Source organism: Roseovarius sp. MBR-154 (assembly GCF_053628595.1).
The window spans coordinates 167,932-188,104 of sequence record NZ_JBRJGR010000002.1; the positions used below are offsets into that span (position 1 = coordinate 167,932).

Consider the following 20,173-nt stretch of genomic DNA (forward strand, 5'->3'; position numbering starts at 1 on the left):
CCGCTCAGAAATGCGATTTCGGCTCGTCCGGCTTGCCCGCGCTCACCGCGAGCAGACCGGCGAGCGCACACATGCCGATGGGAAACATCGTGAAGACGTTGAACCCGAAGGCGTAATACATCAGCCCCGCCGACAGCAGCAGAAGCAGCCCACCGCTCAGCGCGCGAATCCGCGCCATCGCCCCGCCCGCGATCGCCAGCAGCGGGGCGACAAAACTCGCGGTGCGGATCAAGGCGGGGTCGGTGACCTGCACAAGCAGCCCGTCGACCTCGCCAAAGCGGTTGACCGCCTCGGTGTAGCCGTAGCTGAAAAACCCCACGAGAACCGCGAGGCATCCGCCGATGATGCCCAGAACCAGTGCCGCGTTGCGCATGCGTGTCGCCTCCTTCAACCGTGACCGATATGGGGATTGCCCCGGCTTATCCAAGCAGGGCGGCTTGCGTGTCCCTGCCCCAGCCCAGATAGAGCGTGCCGCCATCGTCAATCAGCGGGCGCTTCATCAGCGTCGGATGATCGGCCAGCAACGCGAGCGGATCGCGCGCCCGCTCGGTCTCCGAGAGGCCGCGCCAGGTGGTGGACTTGCGATTGATGAGCGCATCGCCGAACCGCCGCAGCGCCGCCTCCGCCAAATCTTTGGGCAAACCCTCTGCCCGCACATCCCGGAATTCTGCATTCTCAAGGGATTTCAGCGCCTTGCGACAGGTATCGCAGGATTTCAAACCATACAGGATCATCACGCCCTCTTGCCGTTTTCCGCCTGCTTACCCGCCAAATCGTTCCGGGTCACGGAGTTTCGCTTGATTTTTACATTGGCAGTGCAATCATCAAATCCGTGACGATGGGCCTTCAGATCCAGCCTTTGCTTCGCAGTGCGGCCGGTCCCTGAGGGTCCGGCGTGGCATGGCCGGGCATTTTCCCGGGAAGCGAAGACAAAGGAGAAGCGGCATGCCGACTGGCACCGTGAAATGGTTCAATACGACAAAAGGTTACGGCTTCATCGCACCGGATGGCGGCGGCAAGGACGTGTTCGTGCACATCTCTGCGGTCGAGCGGTCCGGGCTGACGGGGCTCGCGGACAATCAGAAGGTCGGCTATGAGCTTCAGGATGGGCGCGACGGGCGGCAGATGGCCGCCGACCTCAAGCTGCTCTGAACGACGGGCTGAGCGACAGCCAAAGGGTTGCACGGGTCATCCCGTGCAACGCCGCCCCTGCCATGCCGTGGCCGCAGCAGCTCAGTTGCAGCCCTTGATCCCGGCCGGACAGGACATTTGCGCCCGTGCGCTGCGCACGCGAGGGGTCACGTGGGTGACCGGGTGGCGCATGGTCTGCTGATAGCTCTGCTCCTGATTGGGCGTGCCGCAGCAGATCACACCATTGAGACTGACGGGCTGCAGGCCCGCCGGGCAGAAATTGGCGCGGCTTTCATAGGCATATATCCCGACCCCGCCCGCGAGGGCCGGTGTGCTCATCAGCACAAGCGAGACGGCGGCGAAAAACGATTTTCCCGGAATGGACATGCGGAACCCCTTGAAACGATTGCGACGTATGGCCACGATGGTACGGAACCGCAGTCGGCTGTCAATTCATTTCAGAGGCTCGCGGCACGCACCGTCCGGACCGTGGTCAAGCAGCATCCGTGCCTGCAAGGCGATGCTGGCCGGTGCCGCATCGCCGCGCGCGCCCGAACGCATCAGCACGCGCAACCCGATCAGCAACCCCAGAAGCGCCTCTGCGGTGCGTCCCGGATCGAGATCGGCGCGGATCGTGCCCGCCGCCTGTGCCGCAATGATCCGCTCGCGAAAGAACGCCTCGACGCGCCCGAAGGATTGCTGCACGATTTCGCAGATTCCGGGATCATGCGGCGACAGCTCAAGCGCGGTATTGATCATGAAACAGCCCGCAACACCACAGTCACTGGTTCGGGTCCGGGCGATTTCGAAAGCGGCAAGGATCGCCTCGCGCGGCGCCATCTCGCGCGCCAGCCGCGCCAGCGTACCCTCGAGCTGACGCTCCTCGTAGCGGTTGAGACAGGCCAGGAACAGCCCGCGCTTGTCCTTGAACAGGGCATAGAGGCTGCCCCGATTGATCCCGGTCGCATCGACAAGATCTGAAATCGACGTCGCGCCAAAGCCGCGCGCCCAGAAGGCATGCAGAGCCGCGTCGATCACCAGATCGACATCATATGTGCGGTACCGTCCCATGCGCGTCATCCTAGGCGATCGGGGAAGGTGCGGTCAATCCTCACACCGCGCCGCGAGCGGGGGTCATTGCCAACCGGCCAGGCCCCGCGATAGGCTAAGGTCAGTCAGCAGAGGGAAATGAAAGAGATGAAGCGAATCAAGGACATGGTGGCCGAGGCCAACGCGCTTGTCGAAAACGGCCCGGCGGCTGAAATGCTGGATTTGCACGATCGGGCGGGGGTCACCTTCGTCGACCTCCGCGATCCGCGCGAGCTTGAGCGCGAGGGCATGATCCCCGGCGCCTTCCATTGCCCGCGCGGCATGCTCGAATTCTGGATCGACCCGCAAAGCCCCTATGCCAAACCGCAATTCCAGAGCGGCGACCGCTTCGTGTTCTACTGCGCCTCGGGATGGCGCTCTGCCCTCGCGGCGCGCACGGCGCAGGAGATGGGGCTGGCGGGCGTGAGCCACATCAGCGACGGGTTCTCGGGCTGGAAGGCGGCAGGGGGCGCCGTGACCGACAAGCCGCGAAAGCCCTGACAGGACGGGACCGGCCGCGCCGGAAGGGCGTTTGGCCATGGCGCGATTGGCCCTGAAGCGGTCGTTGCCACACCCCGCGCGAAACGCACCGAAGGTGCCGCGCGATCGCCGGGCCGTCCCGCGGCCTGGCGATTTGAGAGGTTGCGCAACGTGTTGAGGTTACAATGACTTGGCTGGCATAAAGCGCCCGCCACGACCTTTGCATCGCCAGTCCCCGGCCCTGCGATCGCGCGGCACCTTCTGGCGGAGTGCATGGTCCGCTTCAGGCCAAAACACACCACCCCAAACCGGACGCCATCTCGGCCATCATGCCGCCACCCGGATCAGTCGCGCAGCAACTCGTTGATCGCGGTCTTGGACCGGGTCTGAGCGTCCACCCGCTTGACGATCACCGCGCAATAGAGGTTGAGGTTGTTCTTGGTCGGCATCGAGCCCGAGACCACCACCGAATAGGGCGGCACCTCGCCGATGAACACCTCGCCGGTCTCGCGGTCGACGATCTTGGTCGACTTGCCGATATAGACCCCCATGCCCAGAACCGAGCCCTCGCGCACGATGCAGCCCTCGACCACCTCGGAACGCGCCCCGATAAAGCAGTTGTCCTCGATGATCGTCGGGCCCGCCTGCATCGGCTCCAGCACCCCGCCGATGCCGACGCCGCCCGACAGGTGCACGCCCTTGCCGATCTGCGCACAGCTGCCCACTGTGGCCCATGTATCGACCATCGTGCCCTCGTCCACATAGGCGCCAAGGTTGACGAAGGACGGCATCAGCACCACGCCGGGGGCGATATAGGCGGATTTGCGGACCACGCAATTCGGGACCGCGCGGAACCCTGCGCTGCGCCATTCGGCCTCGCCCCAACCGTTGAACTTGCTGTCGACCTTGTCCCACCAGCCGCCCGCCTGCGGGCCGCCCGGCTGGATTTCCATGTCCTTGATGCGAAAGCCCAGAAGCACCGCCTTCTTGGCCCATTGGTTGACATGCCAGTCGCCGTTCTCCTGCCGCTCGGCCACCCGCAATGCGCCGCTGTCGAGCGCGTTCAGCGTCGCCTCGATGGCCTCGCGGGTTTCGCCACCCGTCTTGGGCGTGATGGTGTCGCGCGCCTCCCAGGCGGCTTCGATGGCGGTCTCAAGCGCGGCATTCGACATGGGCGTTTCCTTCGGATCAATTGCGTGTGTCGTGTTTGCCTATATGCGCAAGCCGGGACGGGATCAATGCGACCAACCGAAAAGCCCGCGCGCCCTCAGCCGCGCCAGACCCCGTCATCCTCCGGCCTGACCGGAGGATCTCACGGCATCCGCGCGATGTCCGCCCGTGCGCGGCACCCCCTCAGCCGCACCAATCCCCGTCATCCTCCGGCCTGACCGGAGGATCTCCCCGGCACCCGCGCGATGTCCACCCGCGCGCGGCACACCCTCAGCCGCGCCAGACCCCGTCATCCTCCGGCTTGACCGGAGGATCTCCCCGGCACCCGCGCGATGTCCGCCCGCGCGCGGCACCCCCTCAGCCGCGCATCCGCTCCGATTTCGGATCGTAGATCGGCCGCAGGCTCGCCTCGGCCCGCACGCGGCTGCCCGCCACGTCGATTTCGTAGCCCGAGGCGAGCACCTCATCCGCGCTCTCGCCCGTGCAGGGCACGTAGCCCATGCCGATGGCGGCACCAAGGTGATGGCCATACGCCCCCGAACTCAGATAGCCCACGATCTCGCCATCGCGCAGCAGCGGCTCGTTGTGATAGAGCATCGGCTCAGGGTCGGTCAGGCGGAATTGCAGCAGGCGGCGCGTGAGACCCGCCTCGCGCTTCCTCAGCACCGCGTCGCGCCCGATGAACTCTGGCTTGCCGGTCTTGACCGCGAATCCCAGCCCCGCCTCCAGCACGTGATCCTCGCAGGTGATGTCATGGCCGAAATGGCGAAACGCCTTTTCGATCCGGCAAGAGTCCATCGCGTGCATCCCGCAGAGTTTAAGCCCGTGATCCGCCCCCGCCTCGCTCAGCACCTCGAACACATGCCCGGCCATATCGGCACTGACGTAAATCTCCCAGCCGAGTTCCCCGACATAAGAGACGCGATGCGCCCGCGCCAGCCCCATGCCGATCTCGATCTGCCGCGCCCGGCCGAACGGATGCGCCTCGTTCGACATGTCATCGGGCGAGACCGCGCGCATCAGGTCGCGCGCCTTTGGCCCCATCACCGCCAACACGCCCTCAGCCGCCGTCACATCGGTGATCACCACCAGCCGCCCGCCCGAATGACGCCTTAACCACGTTTCATCCGCCAGCCGCGTGGCGGCGGGGGTCACCACCAGATAGGCGGTCTCGCTCAGCCGCGTCACCGTCACATCCGCCTCGATGCCGCCGCGCGCGTTCAGAAACTGCGTATAGACGATCCGCCCCACCGGCACCGCCATATCCGCCCCGCAGACATGGTCGAGAAACGCCTCCGCCTCCGGCCCCTCGACCCGCAGCTTGCCGAAACTCGACATATCATAGAGCCCCACGCGCTGCCGGATCGCCCGCACCTCGGCCCCGGCATTCTCGAACCAGTTCTGCCGCTTCCACGAATACCGATACGCCCGTTCCTGCCCCGGCGCGGCATACCAATTGGCCCGCTCCCAGCCCGCCGCCTCGCCCATGACTGCCCCACGCGCCAGCAACTGCGCATGAAACGGCGTGCGCCGCACACCGCGCGCCGTGGCCTTCTGCCGGTAGGGGTAGTGATCGGCATAGAGCAGGCCGAGCGTCTCCTTCGACCGCTCGAACAAATACTGCCGGTTGCCCTGAAACGGCTGCATCCTGGAGACATCCACATCGCCCAGATCAAAGGGCTTCTCGCCATCCTCCATCCATTGCGACAGCGCATGCCCCGCGCCGCCCGCCGACTGGATCCCGATGGAGTTGAACCCCGCCGCCACCCAGACATTGTCCATCTCGGGCGCCAGCCCCAGATGATAGGCATCATCGGGGGTAAAGCTTTCGGGACCGTTAAAGAACGTGTGAATCCCCGCCTCGGCCAGCATCGGCATCCGGTTCACCGCCGCCTCGAGGATCGGCTCGAAATGGTCGAAATCCTCGGGCAGTTGATCGAATTCGAAACTCTCGGGAATGCCGTTCATGCCCCAGGGCTTGGCATTGGGCTCGAACGCGCCGAGCATCATTTTCCCTGCGTCTTCCTTGTAATAGGCACATTCGTCCGGCACGCGCAGCACGGGCAATTGGCTCAGCCCCGCAATCGGCTCCGACACGATATAGAAATGTTCGCAGGCATGAAGCGGCACGTTGGTGCCTGCCATGCGTCCCACCTCATGCCCCCACATGCCCGCGCAATTGACGATCATCTCGCAGGCGATATGGCCCGCGCTGCCATCCTCGCCCTGCCAGTCCACGCCCGTGACCCGACGGCCCGTTCGCGCGATCCCCGTGACCTTGACCCGCTCCTGCACCCGCGCGCCCCGGCTGCGCGCGCCCTTGGCCAGCGCCAGCGCGATATTCGCCGGATCCGCCTGCCCGTCGGTGGGCAGCCAGACACCCCCGGTGACGCCGTCGAGGTTGAGATGCGGATAGCGCGCGCCGATCTCGGCGGGAGACAGCTCCTCCACCGGCACGCCGAAGGCCCGCGCCATCGCCGCGCTGCGCTTGAGCTCCTCCAGCCGCTCCGCCGTCAACGCCGCCGAGATCGACCCCACCTGCCGGAACCCCGTGGCGATGCCGGTCTCCGCCTCCAGCCCGGTATAAAGCTCTGCCGAGTAGCGCGCCAGCCGGGTCATGTTGGCACTGGCGCGCAACTGCCCGATGAGGCCGGCGGCGTGCCACGTGGTGCCCGAGGTGAGCGCCTTGCGCTCCAGCAGCACCACATCGGTCCAGCCCAGTTTCGTCAGGTGATAGGCCACCGAGCAGCCCACCACGCCGCCGCCGATGATGACCACGCGGGCCTGTGTAGGAAGATCGGTCATGTCTCGCCTCTTGTAAGCGTTGCGCATTGAGTATTTTTACCAAGAAGAAACGCCGCGTCAGACAATCTCATGCCCCGCCGCGCGGATGCGCCGCGCCAGTTCCGCGATGTGATCGGGCCCCACCTCGCAGCAGCCACCGACGACGGTCGCCCCTGCGTCAATCCAGCCCATGGCGGCCTCAGCATAGCGCGCGGGCGTAAGATCGCTGCGCTGTTCGAGCGCATCGACGGTGGGGGCCGCGCCCAGAAACCCCTCGCTGATCCGGGTGAAGCCGTTGGCATAGGCGCCAAAGGGCAGGCCGAACGCCGCGACATGCGGCAGCCCTTGGGTGATCGCCTCGGGCGGCGAGCAGTTGAGCAGGATCGCGGCGGGCGGCATTTCGGCCAGAAGCGGCGCGAGCGCCGAGAGCGGCTCACCCGAGCGCAGCCGCGTGCCGTCCTCGTCCATCACCGAGACCGCCAGCCAGAGCGGCAGGCCCGCCGCCTGCGCCGCCAGACACGCGCCGCGCGCCTGATCGACCGAAGACATGGTCTCGAACAGCAGCAGGTCGACGCGGCCTGCGATGGCCGCCACCGGCTCTGCATAGATCATCGCGGCCTCCTCCGCCGGGGGGCAGAGATCGGGGCGGTAGGATTGCACCAACGGCCCCACCGCGCCCGCCACGCGCCCCGCGCCATGCGCGTCACGGGCGGCGATGGCGGCGCTGACGGCCACATCAGCGAGGTGCCCCACCTGATCCTCCAGACCCACCCGCACCAGCCGGTCGCGCAGCACCGCATAGGTGTTGGTGGTGGCCACCGTCGCCCCGGCAGCGAAATAGGCGTCATGCACCTGTCGCACGATCTCCGGGTGGTCGATCATCACCTGCGTCGACCAGAGCGGCGTCGCCCGGTCGCCGGAGCGTTTCACGAGTTCCTGTCCGATGGAGCCGTCGAGAAGGGTGATCTCTGTCATGTGTCTGTCTCCGGTGGCAAGAGTATGAGCTTGCCGGTGTGGGCCTTGGTCTGGAAATCCGCCTGCGCGCGGGCGATGTCGCGCAAGGGGTAGGTGACGCTGATCCTTGGCCGTACCTCTCCGGCGCGGACCATGTCCATGAGCCGGGCAAAGACGCGCGGCGGCTGATACGTGCAGCCGTGGATCGTAATGTCGCGCAGGTAGATGCGGCGCAGATCCGCCGCGATCATCGGCCCGGCGATGGCCCCCGCCACGGCGTAATGCCCGCCGGGGCGCAGCGCGTCGATGAGCGCGGCCACGCCCGGCCCGCCCACGAGGTCGATCACCGCATGATAGTGGTCTTGGGGCAGCGGGGCGTCGCGGGCGATGACCTCCGTCGCGCCCTCCTCACGCACCGTCGCGGCCTTCGACGGCGCCGCGATGCCCGTCACCCGCGCGCCCATGCCTGAGGCCAGTTGCACCGCCGCGAGGCCGACATTGCCCGAGGCCCCGGTAATGAGCACCTCCTGCCCCGCCGCGACGCCCGCCCGGTCCAAAAGCCCCATCGCGGTGCCGAAACCGCAGGGGATGGCGGCGATCTCGATATCCGACAGCGGCGCGTCGGTCACATCGTAAAGGTCATCGGCGCGCATCAGGCAGTATTCGGCAAAGGCCCCGTCGATCTCCGAGCCGAGCGCGACGAATCCCACCGGGTTGTCCTCGGTCGGGCGGGGGATGTTGATCGGGCAGGTGACGCGCGCGCCGAGCGCGAGGGTGGTAACGCCCGCGCCCCGCGCCACCACCTCGCCGCAAAGATCGCCGCCCTGTATCAGCGGAAACCGCAGCGCCCCCGACCAGCCCCCGGCCTCGACGCCCTCACCGGTGTCGCCCGTCGCCCCCGTCACCTCCGCCGCATACCAGCCCTCGCGCGTGTTGATATCGGTGTTGTTGACCCCCGCCGCCCGCACCCGCACCAGCACCTCGCCCGCACCGGGGCGCGGGACGGGCAAATCCTCGCGCCAGACCAGCGCCTCGGGCCCGCCGTGACGGGTCAGATAGACGCCGCGCATGGTGGCGGGCAGGGTCACGCGCGCAGCCTTTCGTTCTCGGGATCCCAGAGCGGCGCATCGGGCTGCACCGTGGCGCGGCACCGCTCGCCATAGATTTCCACCTCCAACTCCGTGCCCGGCACCGCGAGATCCGCGCGCAGCATCCCGAGCGCCACCGACACCCCGACGCGGTAGCCCCAGGCGCCCGATGTGGTCTCGCCCACGATTTCGCCGCCGTGCCAGAGCGTCGACATGTAGGGCGCGTCCGCCGCCCCCGCCTCGACGATGAGGGTGACAAAGCGCTTGGTCACACCGCGCTGTTTCTCGGCCAGAAGTGCCGCCTTGCCCGGAAACTCCTGCGGCTTGTCGAATTTGACGAACCGCTCCAGCCCACCCTCGAGCAGCGAGTAATCCGTGGACAGATCCCCCTTCCAGGCGCGGTATCCCTTCTCGATGCGCAGGGAATTCAGCGCCCACATGCCGAAGGGCCGCAGCCCATGCGCCTGCCCCGCCTGCCAGACCGCATCGAAAACGGCGACGGTATCGGGCGTCTTGGTATGGATCTCCCAGCCCAGTTCCCCGGCAAAAGACACCCGCACCAGCCGCGCCCAGCGCCCGGCGATCTCGGTCGCCTGATGGGTAAGCCAGGGCTGGCTCAGATCGGCGTTGCAAACCTCCGACAGAAGCGCACGCGAGGCAGGCCCCGCGAGAATCTGCGTCATATACTCCCTTGTTCGGTTGCTGAGGGTGATGCCCTCAACCCCCTCAAGACGCCGCGCCAGCAACTCGTAATCGTGCCATTCGGCAGCGGATGCAGTGATCAGCGTCATCAGGTCGTCGCGGTGCCGCACCACCGACATCTCGGTCAGGATACGGCCCCGCTCATCGGCGAAGTAGACCAGCCCGATACGCCCCACGCGCGGCACCACGCCGGTGATCTGCGCGGCAAGCCACTCGGCGGCCCCTGCCCCCTCGATGTTGAACCGCGAGAACCCGGGCAGATCGAGGATACCGCAGGCATCGCGCACCGCCTCGCATTCCTCGCGGATACGCGGCTCCCACGGCCCCGCGCGGTCCCAGGTCTGCGTCGCCGCCTCGCTTGTGTCATCGCCCGGATGCGCGAACCAGTTCGCCCGCTCCCAGCCGTTATAGGCCCCCATCTGCCCGCCCAGCGCCGTCACGCGGTCATGCACGGGCGAAAGCTTGCGGTCGGGGGCCGCGGGCCAGCGGTGCCAGGGGAAATGCATGGCGTATTCGTGGCCGTAAACCTCCATCCCCTTCGCCACGCAATACTCGGGATCGGTGTAATCGGTGTAGCGGCGCGGATCGCAGGACCACATGTCCCATTCGGTCGCGCCCTCGGTGATCCATTCCGCCAGCACCTTGCCCGCGCCACCGCCCTGCGCGATCCCGAAGGTAAAGACACAGGCTTCGAACGCATTCGGCACGCCCGGCATCGGCCCAAGAAGCGGCATCCCGTCCGGCGCATAGGGGATCGGGCCATTGATGATCTTGCTGATCCCCGCCGTGCCCAAGAGCGGCACCCGCGCCATCGCATCGGTCACGATCTCCTCGATCCGGTCGATATCCTCCTGCCAGAGCTGAAAGCTGAAATCGTCCGGCATCGGATCGGACGGGTCCACCCAATGCGCCCGGCAGCGCGGCTCGTAAGGGCCAAGGTTGAAGCCATGCTTCTCCTGCCGCAGGTAATAGGACACATCGACATCGCGCAACAGCGGCAGCTTGCGGCCCTGCTCCTTCGACCAGGCCTCGATCTCGGGGATTTCCTCGGACAAAAGATATTGATGGCTCATCACCATCATCGGCACGGTGCGCCCGCCATAGGGCTTGAACCATTCCCCCACCCGCTGCGCGTAATACCCCGCCGCGTTCACCACGATCTCGCAGCGGATCTCGCCCTTTTCGGTCTCGACAATCCATTCGCCGTTCTCACGCCGCACGCCAGTCGCGGGGCAAAAGCGGATCACGCGCGCCCCCATCTCGCGCGCCCCCTTGGCCAGCGCCTGCGTCAACTGCGCGGGGTCGATATCGCCGTCGTTCGGATCGTAAAGCGCGCCGTGCAAGTCATGCGTCTCGATGAAGGGATAGCGCGCCTTGATCTCGTCGACGCCGAGGATATCCAGATCCATGCCCTGATAGCGGCCCATCCCCTTTGCGCGCTCGAATTCCTGCATCCGCTCGCGGCTATGCGCCAGACGGATCGAGCCGGTCTGGTGATAGTTCATCGGATAGTCCACCTCCGCCCCCAGCCGCGCATATAGCTCGGTCGAATAGCGCTGCATGTTCATCACCGACCAGCTTGTCGAAAACGTCGGCACATTGCCCGCCGCATGCCAGGTGCTGCCCGCTGTCAGCTCGTTCTTCTCCAGCAGCACGCAATCCGTCCACCCGGCGCGTGCCAGATGATAGAGGCACGACGCCCCCACAGCACCCCCGCCAATGATCACGACCCGCGCGGTTGTCGGTATCTCAGCCATCCGTCACCTCCCTCAAACGTCCTGCGGCACGCCGTCCGCGATGTCGTAATAATCGCCCTTGTCGGTGACGAAGATGTGCTTTTCCAGCCGCAGGCCCGTTGGGTCCTCCAACGCGCCGAGCGCAAAGCTCATCGTGTCCTCTGCATGCGCCGCCCAGAACAGGAACGACCCGCAGCGCGGACAAAAGCCGCGCGTCGCAGTCTCACTTGCCGCATACCATTTCACCGTTCCCGAAATACTCAAATCCGACCGCGCCACATAGGCCGACGCCCAGAGATGGCCGGACTGTTTGCGGCATTGCCCGCAATGGCACACGCTCGGCCCTTGCGGTGCCGCATTCACGCTGAATGTCACATCCCCGCACAGACACGATCCTGTCAGCATCACACCCTCCCCGGTGTTGCGGCGCTGCCCAATGCCACGCCATAGATCACGAAAGCGGCACCCATCGCGCGTCGCAGCCAGACATTGACCACCGCCCCGAGTGCTGCCCGCCCCAGCCCCGCGCCCAGCGCGGTAAAGCCGGTATAGCTGAGCGCCGTGATCGTCAGGGCGGTGGGAAAGATCACCCACATCTGCTCCCAGATCGGCACATCCGGTTGCACGAATTGGCTGAACGCCGCGAGATAGCCCGCCACGCTCTTTGGGTTGATCGTGGCCACCATGAAGGCCCGCCAAAAGACAGATCCGCCGCTTTGCGTGGCGGTCTCGATAGGCCGCCGCGCCCGTATCCATCCGCGCACGCCCAGCCAGATCAACACCCCCGCCCCCAGCAGCTTCGCCGCCTTGAAGGCCACCGGCGAGGCGGCGATCAGCGCGGTGATCCCCGCCGCCGAGAGCGTCAGGAAGAGCGTGGCCTGCACAAGAATCGCTGCCACCCCCCACAGGCCGCGACGAAAGCCGACGGTCATGCCATTTGTGATGCAGTTGACGTGATTGGGGCCCGGCGTGGTGACGAACACCACCCAGAAGAGCGCGAACACGGTCCATGCCTGATAGCTCATCCCCGCCCCCTCAATAGACCGGCGGGGCGATCACCCAGATCGCAACGCAAGGTGTGTCATAGGGGTTGGCCCAGCAATAGGGCTCACCGCGAAACCGGAAACTGTCGCCCGCGCCGACGGTGAAGCGCCGCTCCGCGATCCTCAGGTCGAGCCTGCCCGACAGGATGTACCCCACCTCCTGCGTCGGGCGCTGCGCCGGGCGCTGCATCTTGGACCGGGGGCGGAAGGTCGAATGGATCACCTCGAAATCGTCGGTCAGATCGGGCGAGAGCAATTCCTCGATCAGCCCCTCTTCGCCCGACCCCATCGGTCGCCGCGCGCCTGCGCGCACCACATAGCCCTGTTCCTCGGCGGGCGCGCTCGCATGGCCAAAGAGCAGCGACATCGGCACGCCCAGTACCTCGGCTACCTGCCGCAGATCGCTGATCGACGGCTCCGACAGGTCGCGCTCGACCTGTGACAGCCAGCCGACCGAGCGCCCCAGCCGCCCCGCCAGCCCCGCCAGCGTCAGCCCGCGCGCCTTGCGCAGGGCGCGCAGATCGGCCCCGAGGCTTTGCATGCGTTTGATGTCGGATTGATGCATGGGCGGTGAGTCTCGTGAAAATTCGTCAGTAATTTTCACGCTGCGGCGATTCCATAAAGAAATCAATCCCTATTTCACGCGCCGTCCGTCGGACTGACGCAATACCGACGCGATACCGACGCAATACAGCCCCCGTTTTCGCGGATGACGCGCCGCCTGCATCGTGCTACGTCCGAGCCATGAGCCAGATGCCCTCCAAGGCCGAGATCCTGCAATGGATTTCGGATAACCCGACCCTCACCGCGAAACGCGATATCGCCAAGGCCTTTGGTATAAAGGGGGCTGCGCGGATCGACCTCAAGCGCCTGCTGAAGGAGCTGGAGGACGAGGGCCATCTCGAAAAGCGCAAGAAGACCTACCGCGACCCCGACCGCCTGCCGCCGGTATCCGTGTTGCAAATCAATGCGTTGACCCCGGATGGCGAGCTGCTGGCCAAGCCGCTCGAATGGCAGGGCGAGGGGGTGGAGCCGGTGGTTCTGCTGATCCCCCGCGCCTCTGATCCGGCCTTGGGCGTGGGCGACCGCATCCTCGCGCGCCTGCAGGAAGTCAAGGCCGAGGCGCATCATTACGAGGCCCGTCTGATCCGCCGCATAGGTGCCAACCCCCGGAAAGTATTGGGAGTTTTTCGCAAGAGCGAAGAGGGCGGCAGGATCGTGCCCATCGACAAGGGCGACGGCAAGGAATGGCAGGTGCCGCGCGACGCCACCGGCGGCGCGCAGGATGGCGAGCTGGTAGAGGCCGAACAGGCCGGCCCCAAGACCCGCCTCGGCCTGCCCCGTGCCCGGGTGCTGGAGCGGTTGGGCGACCCGTCGGCGCCCAAGGCGGTGTCGCTCATCGCCATCCATCAGCACGGCATCCCGGACGAGTTTCCTGACAATGTGATCGCCGAGGCCGACGCGATGAAACCCGCCGGTCTCAAGGGCCGCGACGACCTGCGCGACATGCCACTCATCACCATCGACCCGTCGGACGCGCGCGACCATGACGATGCCGTCTGGGCGCATGCCGATGACGACCCCAAGAACGAAGGCGGGCATGTCATCTGGGTCGCGATTGCCGATGTGGCGCATTACGTGCGCCCCGGCTCGGCGCTCGATGCCGAGGCCAGAAAACGCGGCAATTCCAGTTACTTCCCTGATCGCGTGGTGCCGATGCTGCCGGACCGGCTGTCAGGCGATCTGTGCTCCCTGCACGAAGGTGTGCCGCGCGCTTGCCTTGCGGTGCGGATGCAGATCGACGCCCATGGTGAGAAGGTCGGACACCGGTTCGTGCGCGGCCTGATGCGCTCTGCCGCCTCGCTCAGCTATCAGCAGATCCAGACCGCGATGGATGGCGCGCCGGATGACACATGCGGCCCCCTGATGGACGAGGTGATCCGCCCGCTCTATGCCGCGCATGATGCGCTGCAACAGGCGCGCCGCAAGCGGCAGCCGCTCGATCTCGACCTGCCCGAGCGCAAGGTGGTGCTGAGCGACGAGGGCCGCGTGCTGTCGGTCAATTTCGCCGACCGGCTGGATGCCCACAAACTGATCGAGGAATGCATGGTGCTGGCCAATGTGGCCGCCGCCGAGACGCTGGTCGCGCGCAAATCGCCGCTGCTCTTCCGCGTGCATGAGGAACCCGCCCCCGAAAAACTCGACAGCCTGCGCGAGGTGGCCGAGGCGGCGGGGCTGGTGCTGGCCAAGGGGCAGGTTTTGCGCACCGCGCATCTCAATGCGCTGTTGCACGCAGCCCAGGACACCGACCATTCCGAGGTCATCAACATGTCCACCCTGCGCGCCATGACACAGGCCTATTACGCGCCGCAGAATTTCGGGCATTTCGGCCTTGCCTTGCAGGCCTATGCGCATTTCACCTCGCCGATCCGGCGCTATGCCGATCTGATCGTGCATCGCGCGCTGATCACCGCGCATGGCTGGGGCAAGGACGGGCTGAGCCCGGCGGAAATCGAGCAACTCGAGAACACTGCGCAGCATATCTCCGAGACCGAACGCCGCTCGATGATGGCCGAGCGCGACACCAATGACCGCTATCTCGCAGCCTTCCTGTCGGAACGGCTGGGCGAGGATTTCACCGGGCGGATCAGCGGCGTGGCCAAGTTCGGCGTCTTCGTGCGGCTCGATGAGACCGGGGCCGATGGCCTCATCCCGGTGCGCAGCCTCGGGCGGGAATTCTTCCATTTCGACCGCGAAGCAGGCACGCTGATGGGCTCGGATACCGGGCTGACCATCGGGTTGGGACAGCGCGTCACCGTGCGGCTGGCCGAGGCGGCCCCGGTCTCGGGCGGTATCGCGCTTGATCTGGTGAGCATCGAAGGCGAGCAGATGCCCAAGGGCGGGCGTGGCGGACGCGGCAAGCCGCCCCGCCGCAAGCAGGCGGCGGCCAAACACAAGGCCGCCAAGGCCAAGCGCAAGGTCGCGCGCAAGCGCGGCTAGATGGCCGGAACCGGCACTTACTCCGTTGCCCGCCCGGCCTCGATCTCGCGCCAGCGCGCGACGTTCCGGTTATGCTGGGCCAGCGTTTCGGCAAAGGCATGCCCGCCGGTGCCATCTGCCACGAAGAACACGTAATCCGTGCTGGCCGGGTTGACCGCCGCCTCGATGCTGGCGCGGCCCGGATTGGCGATCGGGGTGGGCGGCAGTCCTTCGATCACATAGGTGTTCCACGGCGTCGCACGGCGCAATTCGCTCTGCCGCAAGCCACGCCCGAGCACGCCCTGCCCCTCGGTAATGCCGTAGATCACCGTCGGGTCGGTCTGCAGGCGCATACCGCGCTCCAGCCGGTTGACGAAAACGCTCGCCACCTGACGCCGTTCCTCCGCGACGCCGGTTTCCTTCTCGATGATCGAGGCGAGGACCAGCGCCTCCTCGGCGCTGTCCAGCGGCAGCCCCTCGGCGCGTCCCTCCCAGGCCGCCTGCAGAATCACCTCCTGCGCCTCGGCCATGCGATTGATCACGCTCTCGCGGCTGTCGCCCGCCCGCACCTCGTAGCTATCGGGGGCGAGGGTGCCTTCGGGTGGCACCTCTGCGATCTCGCCCTCCAGCACATCGACGGCTTTCAGCCCCTCGACCACCTGCCAGCTTGTGATGCCCTCGGCAAAGGCCACGCGATAGCGCGTGTCGGCCTGTCCGCGCACCGTCTCGAAGATCGCGGGCACGCTGACCTCCTCGGCCAAGGGGTCGAAGGCGGCGCGCTCCTCGTAGCGGCCCGTGGCGGTATCGAGTTCGCGCACCACCACTTCGGCGGCATTCACGCCAATGCGATACGCAACCTCCGTGCCGCAGCTGCTGGCGCCGCCGCGGGTGATGATATCGGTGATCTCGGACATGCTCGCGCGCTCTGGAATGAGCCAGCTTCCGGCCTTCAGATCCCCCGATTTTTCGGCGTAATCCGCGCCGATGCGAAAGATCGCCCCGCTGGTGACCGTCCCCTCGCCTTCAAGCTTGCGCGACACGATGCGCATGTTGCTGCCCGGCTCCACCCGCAGGCAGACCGGCTCGCCATGCGGACCCTCGGCGGTGTATTGGCTTTGGCCCCAGAGGATCACCCCGCCCAGCAGGAACACCAATACCACCAGAAGCGTCAGGAAATTCGACGCGATATGCCGCCACATCAGCGCGGTTTCCCGAGCACCAGCGCGGCATTTGTGCCACCAAAGCCGAAGCTGTTCGACAGCGCCACGTCAATCTTGCGCGCGCGCTTGGCATTGGGCGCGAGGTCAAGCGCCGTCTCGACCGCCGGATTGTCGAGGTTGATCGTCGGCGGCGCCACCTGATCGCGCATTGCAAGGATGCAGAAGATCGCCTCAACGGCCCCCGCCGCGCCCAGAAGATGCCCGATCGAGGATTTGGTGGAACTCATCGTCGCGCGGCTCGCGGCCTCGCCGAGCAGCGTCTCGACCGCCTTCAACTCGATCGTGTCGGCCATGGTCGAGGTGCCGTGCGCGTTGACGTAATCCACTGCCGCAGGTTCCAGGCCGGCGTTTTTCAGCGCCGCGCGCATCGCGCGCAGACCGCCGTCGCCATCCTCTGATGGGGCGGTGACATGATAGGCGTCGCCCGAAAGACCATAGCCCAGGATCTCGGCATAGATCTTGGCGCCGCGCGCCTTGGCATGCTCGTATTCCTCGAGCACGACCACGCCCGCACCTTCGCCCATGACGAAACCGTCGCGATCCACATCATAGGGGCGCGAGGCCGTCTTCGGGTCGTCCGCACGCTTGGTCGAGAGCGCCTTGCAGGCATTGAACCCGGCGATTCCAATCTCGCAGATCGACGCCTCGGCTCCACCGGCCAGCATCACATCGGCATCTCCGAACATGATCAGCCGCGCGGCATCGCCAATCGCATGCGCGCCCGAGGCGCAGGCGGTGACAACCGAGTGGTTCGGCCCCCTGAAGCCGTAGCGGATGCTGACCTGTCCGGCGATCAGGTTGATCAGCGCGCCGGGGATGAAGAACGGCGACACCCGCCGCACCCCCTTGTCGCGAATGATCAGCGTGGTCTCCTCGATCGAGCGCAGCCCGCCGATACCCGCGCCCATCATCACGCCGGTGCGCTCTAGGCTCTCGGCATCCTGCGGCTGCCAGCCGGAATCCTCGACCGCCTGCTGTGCTGCGGCCATGCCGAAGAGGATGAAGTGATCCACCTTGCGGCGTTCCTTCGGCTCCATGTAGCGGTCAGGATCGAAGGTGCCGTCGCTGCCGTCGCCATAGGGCACTTCGCAGGCATATTTCGTGACCACATTCGTGGGGTCGAACCGGGTGATGGTTCCGGCCGCGGATTGCCCGTCCAGCAGGCGGCTCCAGCTTTCCTCGACCCCATCGGCCAATGGGGTCACGAGACCCAGCCCCGTGACAACGACACGCCGCATGATGCTGCCCTTTCCTTGCTCATTCTCCGGCTGCTCTTACCCCGGCTTGGCCCCGATGGGCAAGAGCGTGCCATCCGGCGCGCGGGCGCGCGCCGGTTTTTCATACATGGTCCGGTATCGTCGACCGATCTACGCGGGTCGCCTACTGGAACTCGGCGGTGGGTTCCGGCGTCGGCCGGGCCACGTCCAGCGCCTCGGCCAGGTCGACATCCTTGGACAACAGCGCCCGCCCGATCAGCGCGCCCGCGATATTGGGGATGTAGCGCAGCCGTGCCACGTCATCGACGCTGCGCACCGTGCCGCGCGCCATGACCTGCTGCCGGGTCTGCGCCGCAAGTCCCGAAATCACCCCGAGGCTGCCGTCGCTGTCCTCGATATCGGCGTCGATATCGGTGATGATGATGCCCGCCAGCGGCACGCCATCGAACGCGCGGATGAAATCATCGGCCCCGAAGGCGCTCGCCGTGCGCCAACCGTCGCACATCAGCTGGCCCTGGAACACGTCCACCGCGACGACGATCTGATCGGGGTGATACTTGGCCAGTTCCTTGACGCCCTCGGGGTTCTGGATCGCCATCGTACCCAGCACGATGCGGCCCGCCCCCTTGTCGATCCAGCGGCTCACCGACTCGCGCGAACGGAAGCCGCCGCCAAGCTGCACAGGGATGCCCACGGCGCGGATGATATCCTCGATCAGCGCCTCGTCGCCGGTCTCGCTGCGCAGTCCGTTCATGTCGGTGAGATGCATCCATTCGGCCCCCGCCCGCGCAAAGCCGCGCGCGGTCTCGACCGGATCGACATGCCAGATCACCGGCTCGTCAAGCCGTCCGCGCGTCAGGCTGACGCATTTGCCATTGAGAATTTCCAGAGTCGGATAGACGATCATCACCAAGCCCCTTGTCAGGTAAAGCCCCCGGCGGGCATGCCGGACCAGCGTCTTACTGCACGCACTTGCAACGGCGCGCTGTTCTCAAATCGGCATGATGGCCCCTGTTCGCGCCGCGCAGGTGGCGGTTGCACGGGAAATGTGAGGGCAGTCATGCCGCGCCGCTCCGGATCAAACCAGCGCGGTGGACACGTCCTGCCCATGGTGGGATGCGACAGTAGGGCCGAAACTGGCCAGAAGCTGCCATTCAAGCTTGGTGCCAATGCGCGGAATCAAGGTGCCGCAGGCACCGCCGCGCAGCGCCCGACCGCCCCTGTCTGTTCGAATCGTGGCATGATGGGGCCAACGGCAGCTAAAGGCCAATCACATCGCCCGTTCCTCCCTCCGCACCCTCAAACGAAAAAGGCCCCGCCAACCGGCAGGGCCCATTCGATGCATTGGCAAAATCTCAGGACGCTTCGGAAATGAACTTCACCGCGTCGCCCACGGTCTGGATCGTGTCGGCCGCGTCGTCCGGAATCTCGATGCCGAATTCCTCTTCGAAGGCCATGACCAGTTCGACCGTGTCAAGGCTGTCCGCGCCCAGATCGTCGATGAACGAGGCCTTGTCCACGACCTTGTCCTCTTCCACGCCCAGGTGTTCCACAACGATCTTTTTCACGCGGTCTGCGATATCGCTCATGTCTTGCTTCCTCATCTTGTCTTGGGCGGTTTGCCCGTTCTCTGCCCCCGCCCGGCGCGGGAAGCGGCTTGGATTGTGCCCCTGCGGGCGGCTCTCGACTGCCTGAAAGCACAGGCCACCGGGAGAAACCGCATATCCCTCCGGCAAATCTGCGTGGCCTATAGCATATGCACCGCCAATGGCAAATGCTTTCACTCTCTCCGATTGAACACGATTTTCGGCATGTCAGACCATCGCCATGCCGCCATTGACATGCAGCGTGGCCCCGGTGACATACCCCGCCTCGGGGCTGGCAAGGTAGAGCACGGCAGCCGCGATCTCCTCGGGCGCACCCATGCGACCTGTCGGTATCTGCCCGTTGATCGCCGCTTTCTGTTCGTCGGTCAGCTTGTCGGTCATCGGTGTGGCGATGAAGCCGGGGGCGACCATGTTGGCGGTGATGCCCCGGCTCGCCACCTCATGCGCGATGGATTTGGTCATTCCCACCAGACCGGCCTTGGCGGTGGCGTAATTCACCTGACCGGGATTGCCGGTGGTGCCCACGACCGAGCCGATATTGACGATTCGCCCCCAGCGGGCCTTCATCATCGGGCGCACCGAGGCGCGGCACAGCCGCATCGCCGAGGTCAGGTTGACGTTGAGAACATCCTGCCAGTCGTCATCCGACATCCGCATGAACAGCTGATCGCGGGTGATGCCCGCGTTGTTCACAAGGATATCGAGACGGCCCATCGCCGCAATCGCCTGCTTGGGCAGCGCCTCGACCGCATCCTTGTCGCCCAGGTTGCAGGGCAGGACATGGGCGCGCTCGCCGAGTTCGGCGGCCAGCGCCTCCAGCGGCTCCACCCGCGTGCCCGACAGGCCCACGCTCGCCCCCGCGCCATGCAGCGCGCGCGCAATTGCCGCCCCGATGCCCCCCGACGCGCCGGTGACCAGCGCGCATTTTCCCGTCAGATCGAACATGCTCAATTCCTTTTGTCTCTCGTCCGTC

Annotated in this window: 20 protein-coding genes; 3 read left to right on the forward strand and 17 right to left on the reverse strand. The window is 66.1% G+C overall.

Features of this window, described 5'->3' with window-relative positions; all coding sequences use genetic code 11:
- Nucleotides 1-4: 4 nt before the first annotated feature.
- Nucleotides 5-373 carry a hypothetical protein gene (locus tag ACSSV4_RS04035; protein ID WP_454273634.1) on the reverse strand — a complete coding sequence of 123 codons (369 nt, stop codon included), beginning with the start codon at nt 371-373 and terminating at the stop codon, nt 5-7.
- Nucleotides 374-419: 46 nt separating this feature from the next.
- Nucleotides 420-734, reverse strand: a complete 315-nt coding sequence (locus ACSSV4_RS04040; protein WP_454273635.1) for an arsenate reductase family protein — start codon at nt 732-734, stop codon at nt 420-422.
- A gap of 211 nt (nt 735-945) precedes the next feature.
- On the opposite strand from ACSSV4_RS04040, the gene ACSSV4_RS04045 reads away from it, so the two are divergent.
- A complete protein-coding gene (locus tag ACSSV4_RS04045) occupies nt 946-1,152 on the forward strand; it encodes a cold-shock protein (RefSeq protein WP_454273636.1) in 207 nt (68 codons plus the stop codon).
- Nucleotides 1,153-1,233: 81 nt separating this feature from the next.
- Here ACSSV4_RS04045 and ACSSV4_RS04050 read toward each other — a convergent pair whose 3' ends face one another.
- The gene (locus ACSSV4_RS04050; protein WP_454273638.1) at nt 1,234-1,518 is read right to left on the reverse strand and encodes a hypothetical protein; all 285 of its coding nucleotides are present in this window, start codon (nt 1,516-1,518) and stop codon (nt 1,234-1,236) included.
- Nucleotides 1,519-1,584: 66 nt separating this feature from the next.
- Nucleotides 1,585-2,202, reverse strand: a complete 618-nt coding sequence (locus ACSSV4_RS04055) for a TetR/AcrR family transcriptional regulator (RefSeq protein WP_454273639.1) — start codon at nt 2,200-2,202, stop codon at nt 1,585-1,587.
- Between the two features lie 126 nt (nt 2,203-2,328).
- Here ACSSV4_RS04055 and ACSSV4_RS04060 point away from each other — a divergent pair, with 126 nt between their 5' ends.
- Entirely contained in the window at nt 2,329-2,721 is a 393-nt protein-coding gene (locus ACSSV4_RS04060) for a rhodanese-like domain-containing protein (protein ID WP_454273640.1), read from the forward strand.
- Nucleotides 2,722-3,044: 323 nt separating this feature from the next.
- On the opposite strand, the gene dapD is transcribed toward ACSSV4_RS04060, so the two are convergent.
- The 8 genes from dapD to ACSSV4_RS04100 form a co-directional block, all read right to left on the reverse strand.
- The gene (gene dapD / locus ACSSV4_RS04065) at nt 3,045-3,872 is read right to left on the reverse strand and encodes a 2,3,4,5-tetrahydropyridine-2,6-dicarboxylate N-succinyltransferase (RefSeq protein WP_454273642.1); all 828 of its coding nucleotides are present in this window, start codon (nt 3,870-3,872) and stop codon (nt 3,045-3,047) included.
- Between the two features lie 355 nt (nt 3,873-4,227).
- Nucleotides 4,228-6,675, reverse strand: coding sequence for a GcvT family protein (locus tag ACSSV4_RS04070; protein ID WP_454273643.1), 2,448 nt, complete (start codon nt 6,673-6,675; stop codon nt 4,228-4,230).
- Between the two features lie 57 nt (nt 6,676-6,732).
- Nucleotides 6,733-7,629 carry a homocysteine S-methyltransferase family protein gene (locus ACSSV4_RS04075; protein ID WP_454273644.1) on the reverse strand — a complete coding sequence of 299 codons (897 nt, stop codon included), beginning with the start codon at nt 7,627-7,629 and terminating at the stop codon, nt 6,733-6,735.
- Nucleotides 7,626-8,690 carry an alcohol dehydrogenase catalytic domain-containing protein gene (locus tag ACSSV4_RS04080; protein ID WP_454273877.1) on the reverse strand — a complete coding sequence of 355 codons (1,065 nt, stop codon included), beginning with the start codon at nt 8,688-8,690 and terminating at the stop codon, nt 7,626-7,628. Before ACSSV4_RS04080 ends, ACSSV4_RS04075 begins: the two co-directional genes overlap by 4 nt.
- 2 nt (nt 8,691-8,692) lie before the next feature.
- Complete coding sequence (locus ACSSV4_RS04085; protein WP_454273646.1) at nt 8,693-11,155, reverse strand: GcvT family protein; 2,463 nt, start codon at nt 11,153-11,155, stop codon at nt 8,693-8,695.
- Between the two features lie 12 nt (nt 11,156-11,167).
- Entirely contained in the window at nt 11,168-11,539 is a 372-nt protein-coding gene (locus tag ACSSV4_RS04090) for a GFA family protein (RefSeq protein WP_454273647.1), read from the reverse strand.
- Nucleotides 11,539-12,159 carry a LysE family translocator gene (locus ACSSV4_RS04095; RefSeq protein WP_454273648.1) on the reverse strand — a complete coding sequence of 207 codons (621 nt, stop codon included), beginning with the start codon at nt 12,157-12,159 and terminating at the stop codon, nt 11,539-11,541. Before ACSSV4_RS04095 ends, ACSSV4_RS04090 begins: the two co-directional genes overlap by 1 nt.
- Before the next feature lie 10 nt (nt 12,160-12,169).
- The gene (locus tag ACSSV4_RS04100; protein WP_454273649.1) at nt 12,170-12,742 is read right to left on the reverse strand and encodes a helix-turn-helix domain-containing protein; all 573 of its coding nucleotides are present in this window, start codon (nt 12,740-12,742) and stop codon (nt 12,170-12,172) included.
- Between the two features lie 179 nt (nt 12,743-12,921).
- Between ACSSV4_RS04100 and rnr the strand changes: the two genes are divergently transcribed.
- A complete protein-coding gene (gene rnr, locus ACSSV4_RS04105; protein WP_454273651.1) occupies nt 12,922-15,177 on the forward strand; it encodes a ribonuclease R in 2,256 nt (751 codons plus the stop codon).
- A gap of 17 nt (nt 15,178-15,194) precedes the next feature.
- On the opposite strand, the gene mltG is transcribed toward rnr, so the two are convergent.
- From mltG to fabG, 5 genes are all read right to left on the reverse strand, one after another.
- Nucleotides 15,195-16,355 (reverse strand): endolytic transglycosylase MltG, encoded by a 1,161-nt coding sequence (gene mltG / locus ACSSV4_RS04110; RefSeq protein WP_454273652.1) that lies wholly within the window; start codon nt 16,353-16,355, stop codon nt 15,195-15,197.
- Nucleotides 16,355-17,614, reverse strand: coding sequence for a beta-ketoacyl-ACP synthase II (fabF, locus tag ACSSV4_RS04115; protein ID WP_454273653.1), 1,260 nt, complete (start codon nt 17,612-17,614; stop codon nt 16,355-16,357). The genes mltG and fabF overlap by 1 nt, the downstream gene beginning before the upstream one ends.
- A gap of 142 nt (nt 17,615-17,756) precedes the next feature.
- Entirely contained in the window at nt 17,757-18,500 is a 744-nt protein-coding gene (locus ACSSV4_RS04120; protein ID WP_454273654.1) for a 1-(5-phosphoribosyl)-5-[(5-phosphoribosylamino)methylideneamino] imidazole-4-carboxamide isomerase, read from the reverse strand.
- A gap of 448 nt (nt 18,501-18,948) precedes the next feature.
- Nucleotides 18,949-19,182: an acyl carrier protein gene (locus ACSSV4_RS04125; RefSeq protein ID WP_050663737.1), complete on the reverse strand. Its 234-nt coding sequence runs from the start codon at nt 19,180-19,182 to the stop codon at nt 18,949-18,951.
- A 225-nt stretch (nt 19,183-19,407) separates the two neighbouring features.
- The gene (fabG, locus tag ACSSV4_RS04130) at nt 19,408-20,145 is read right to left on the reverse strand and encodes a 3-oxoacyl-[acyl-carrier-protein] reductase (protein WP_454273656.1); all 738 of its coding nucleotides are present in this window, start codon (nt 20,143-20,145) and stop codon (nt 19,408-19,410) included.
- Nucleotides 20,146-20,173 lie beyond the last annotated feature (28 nt).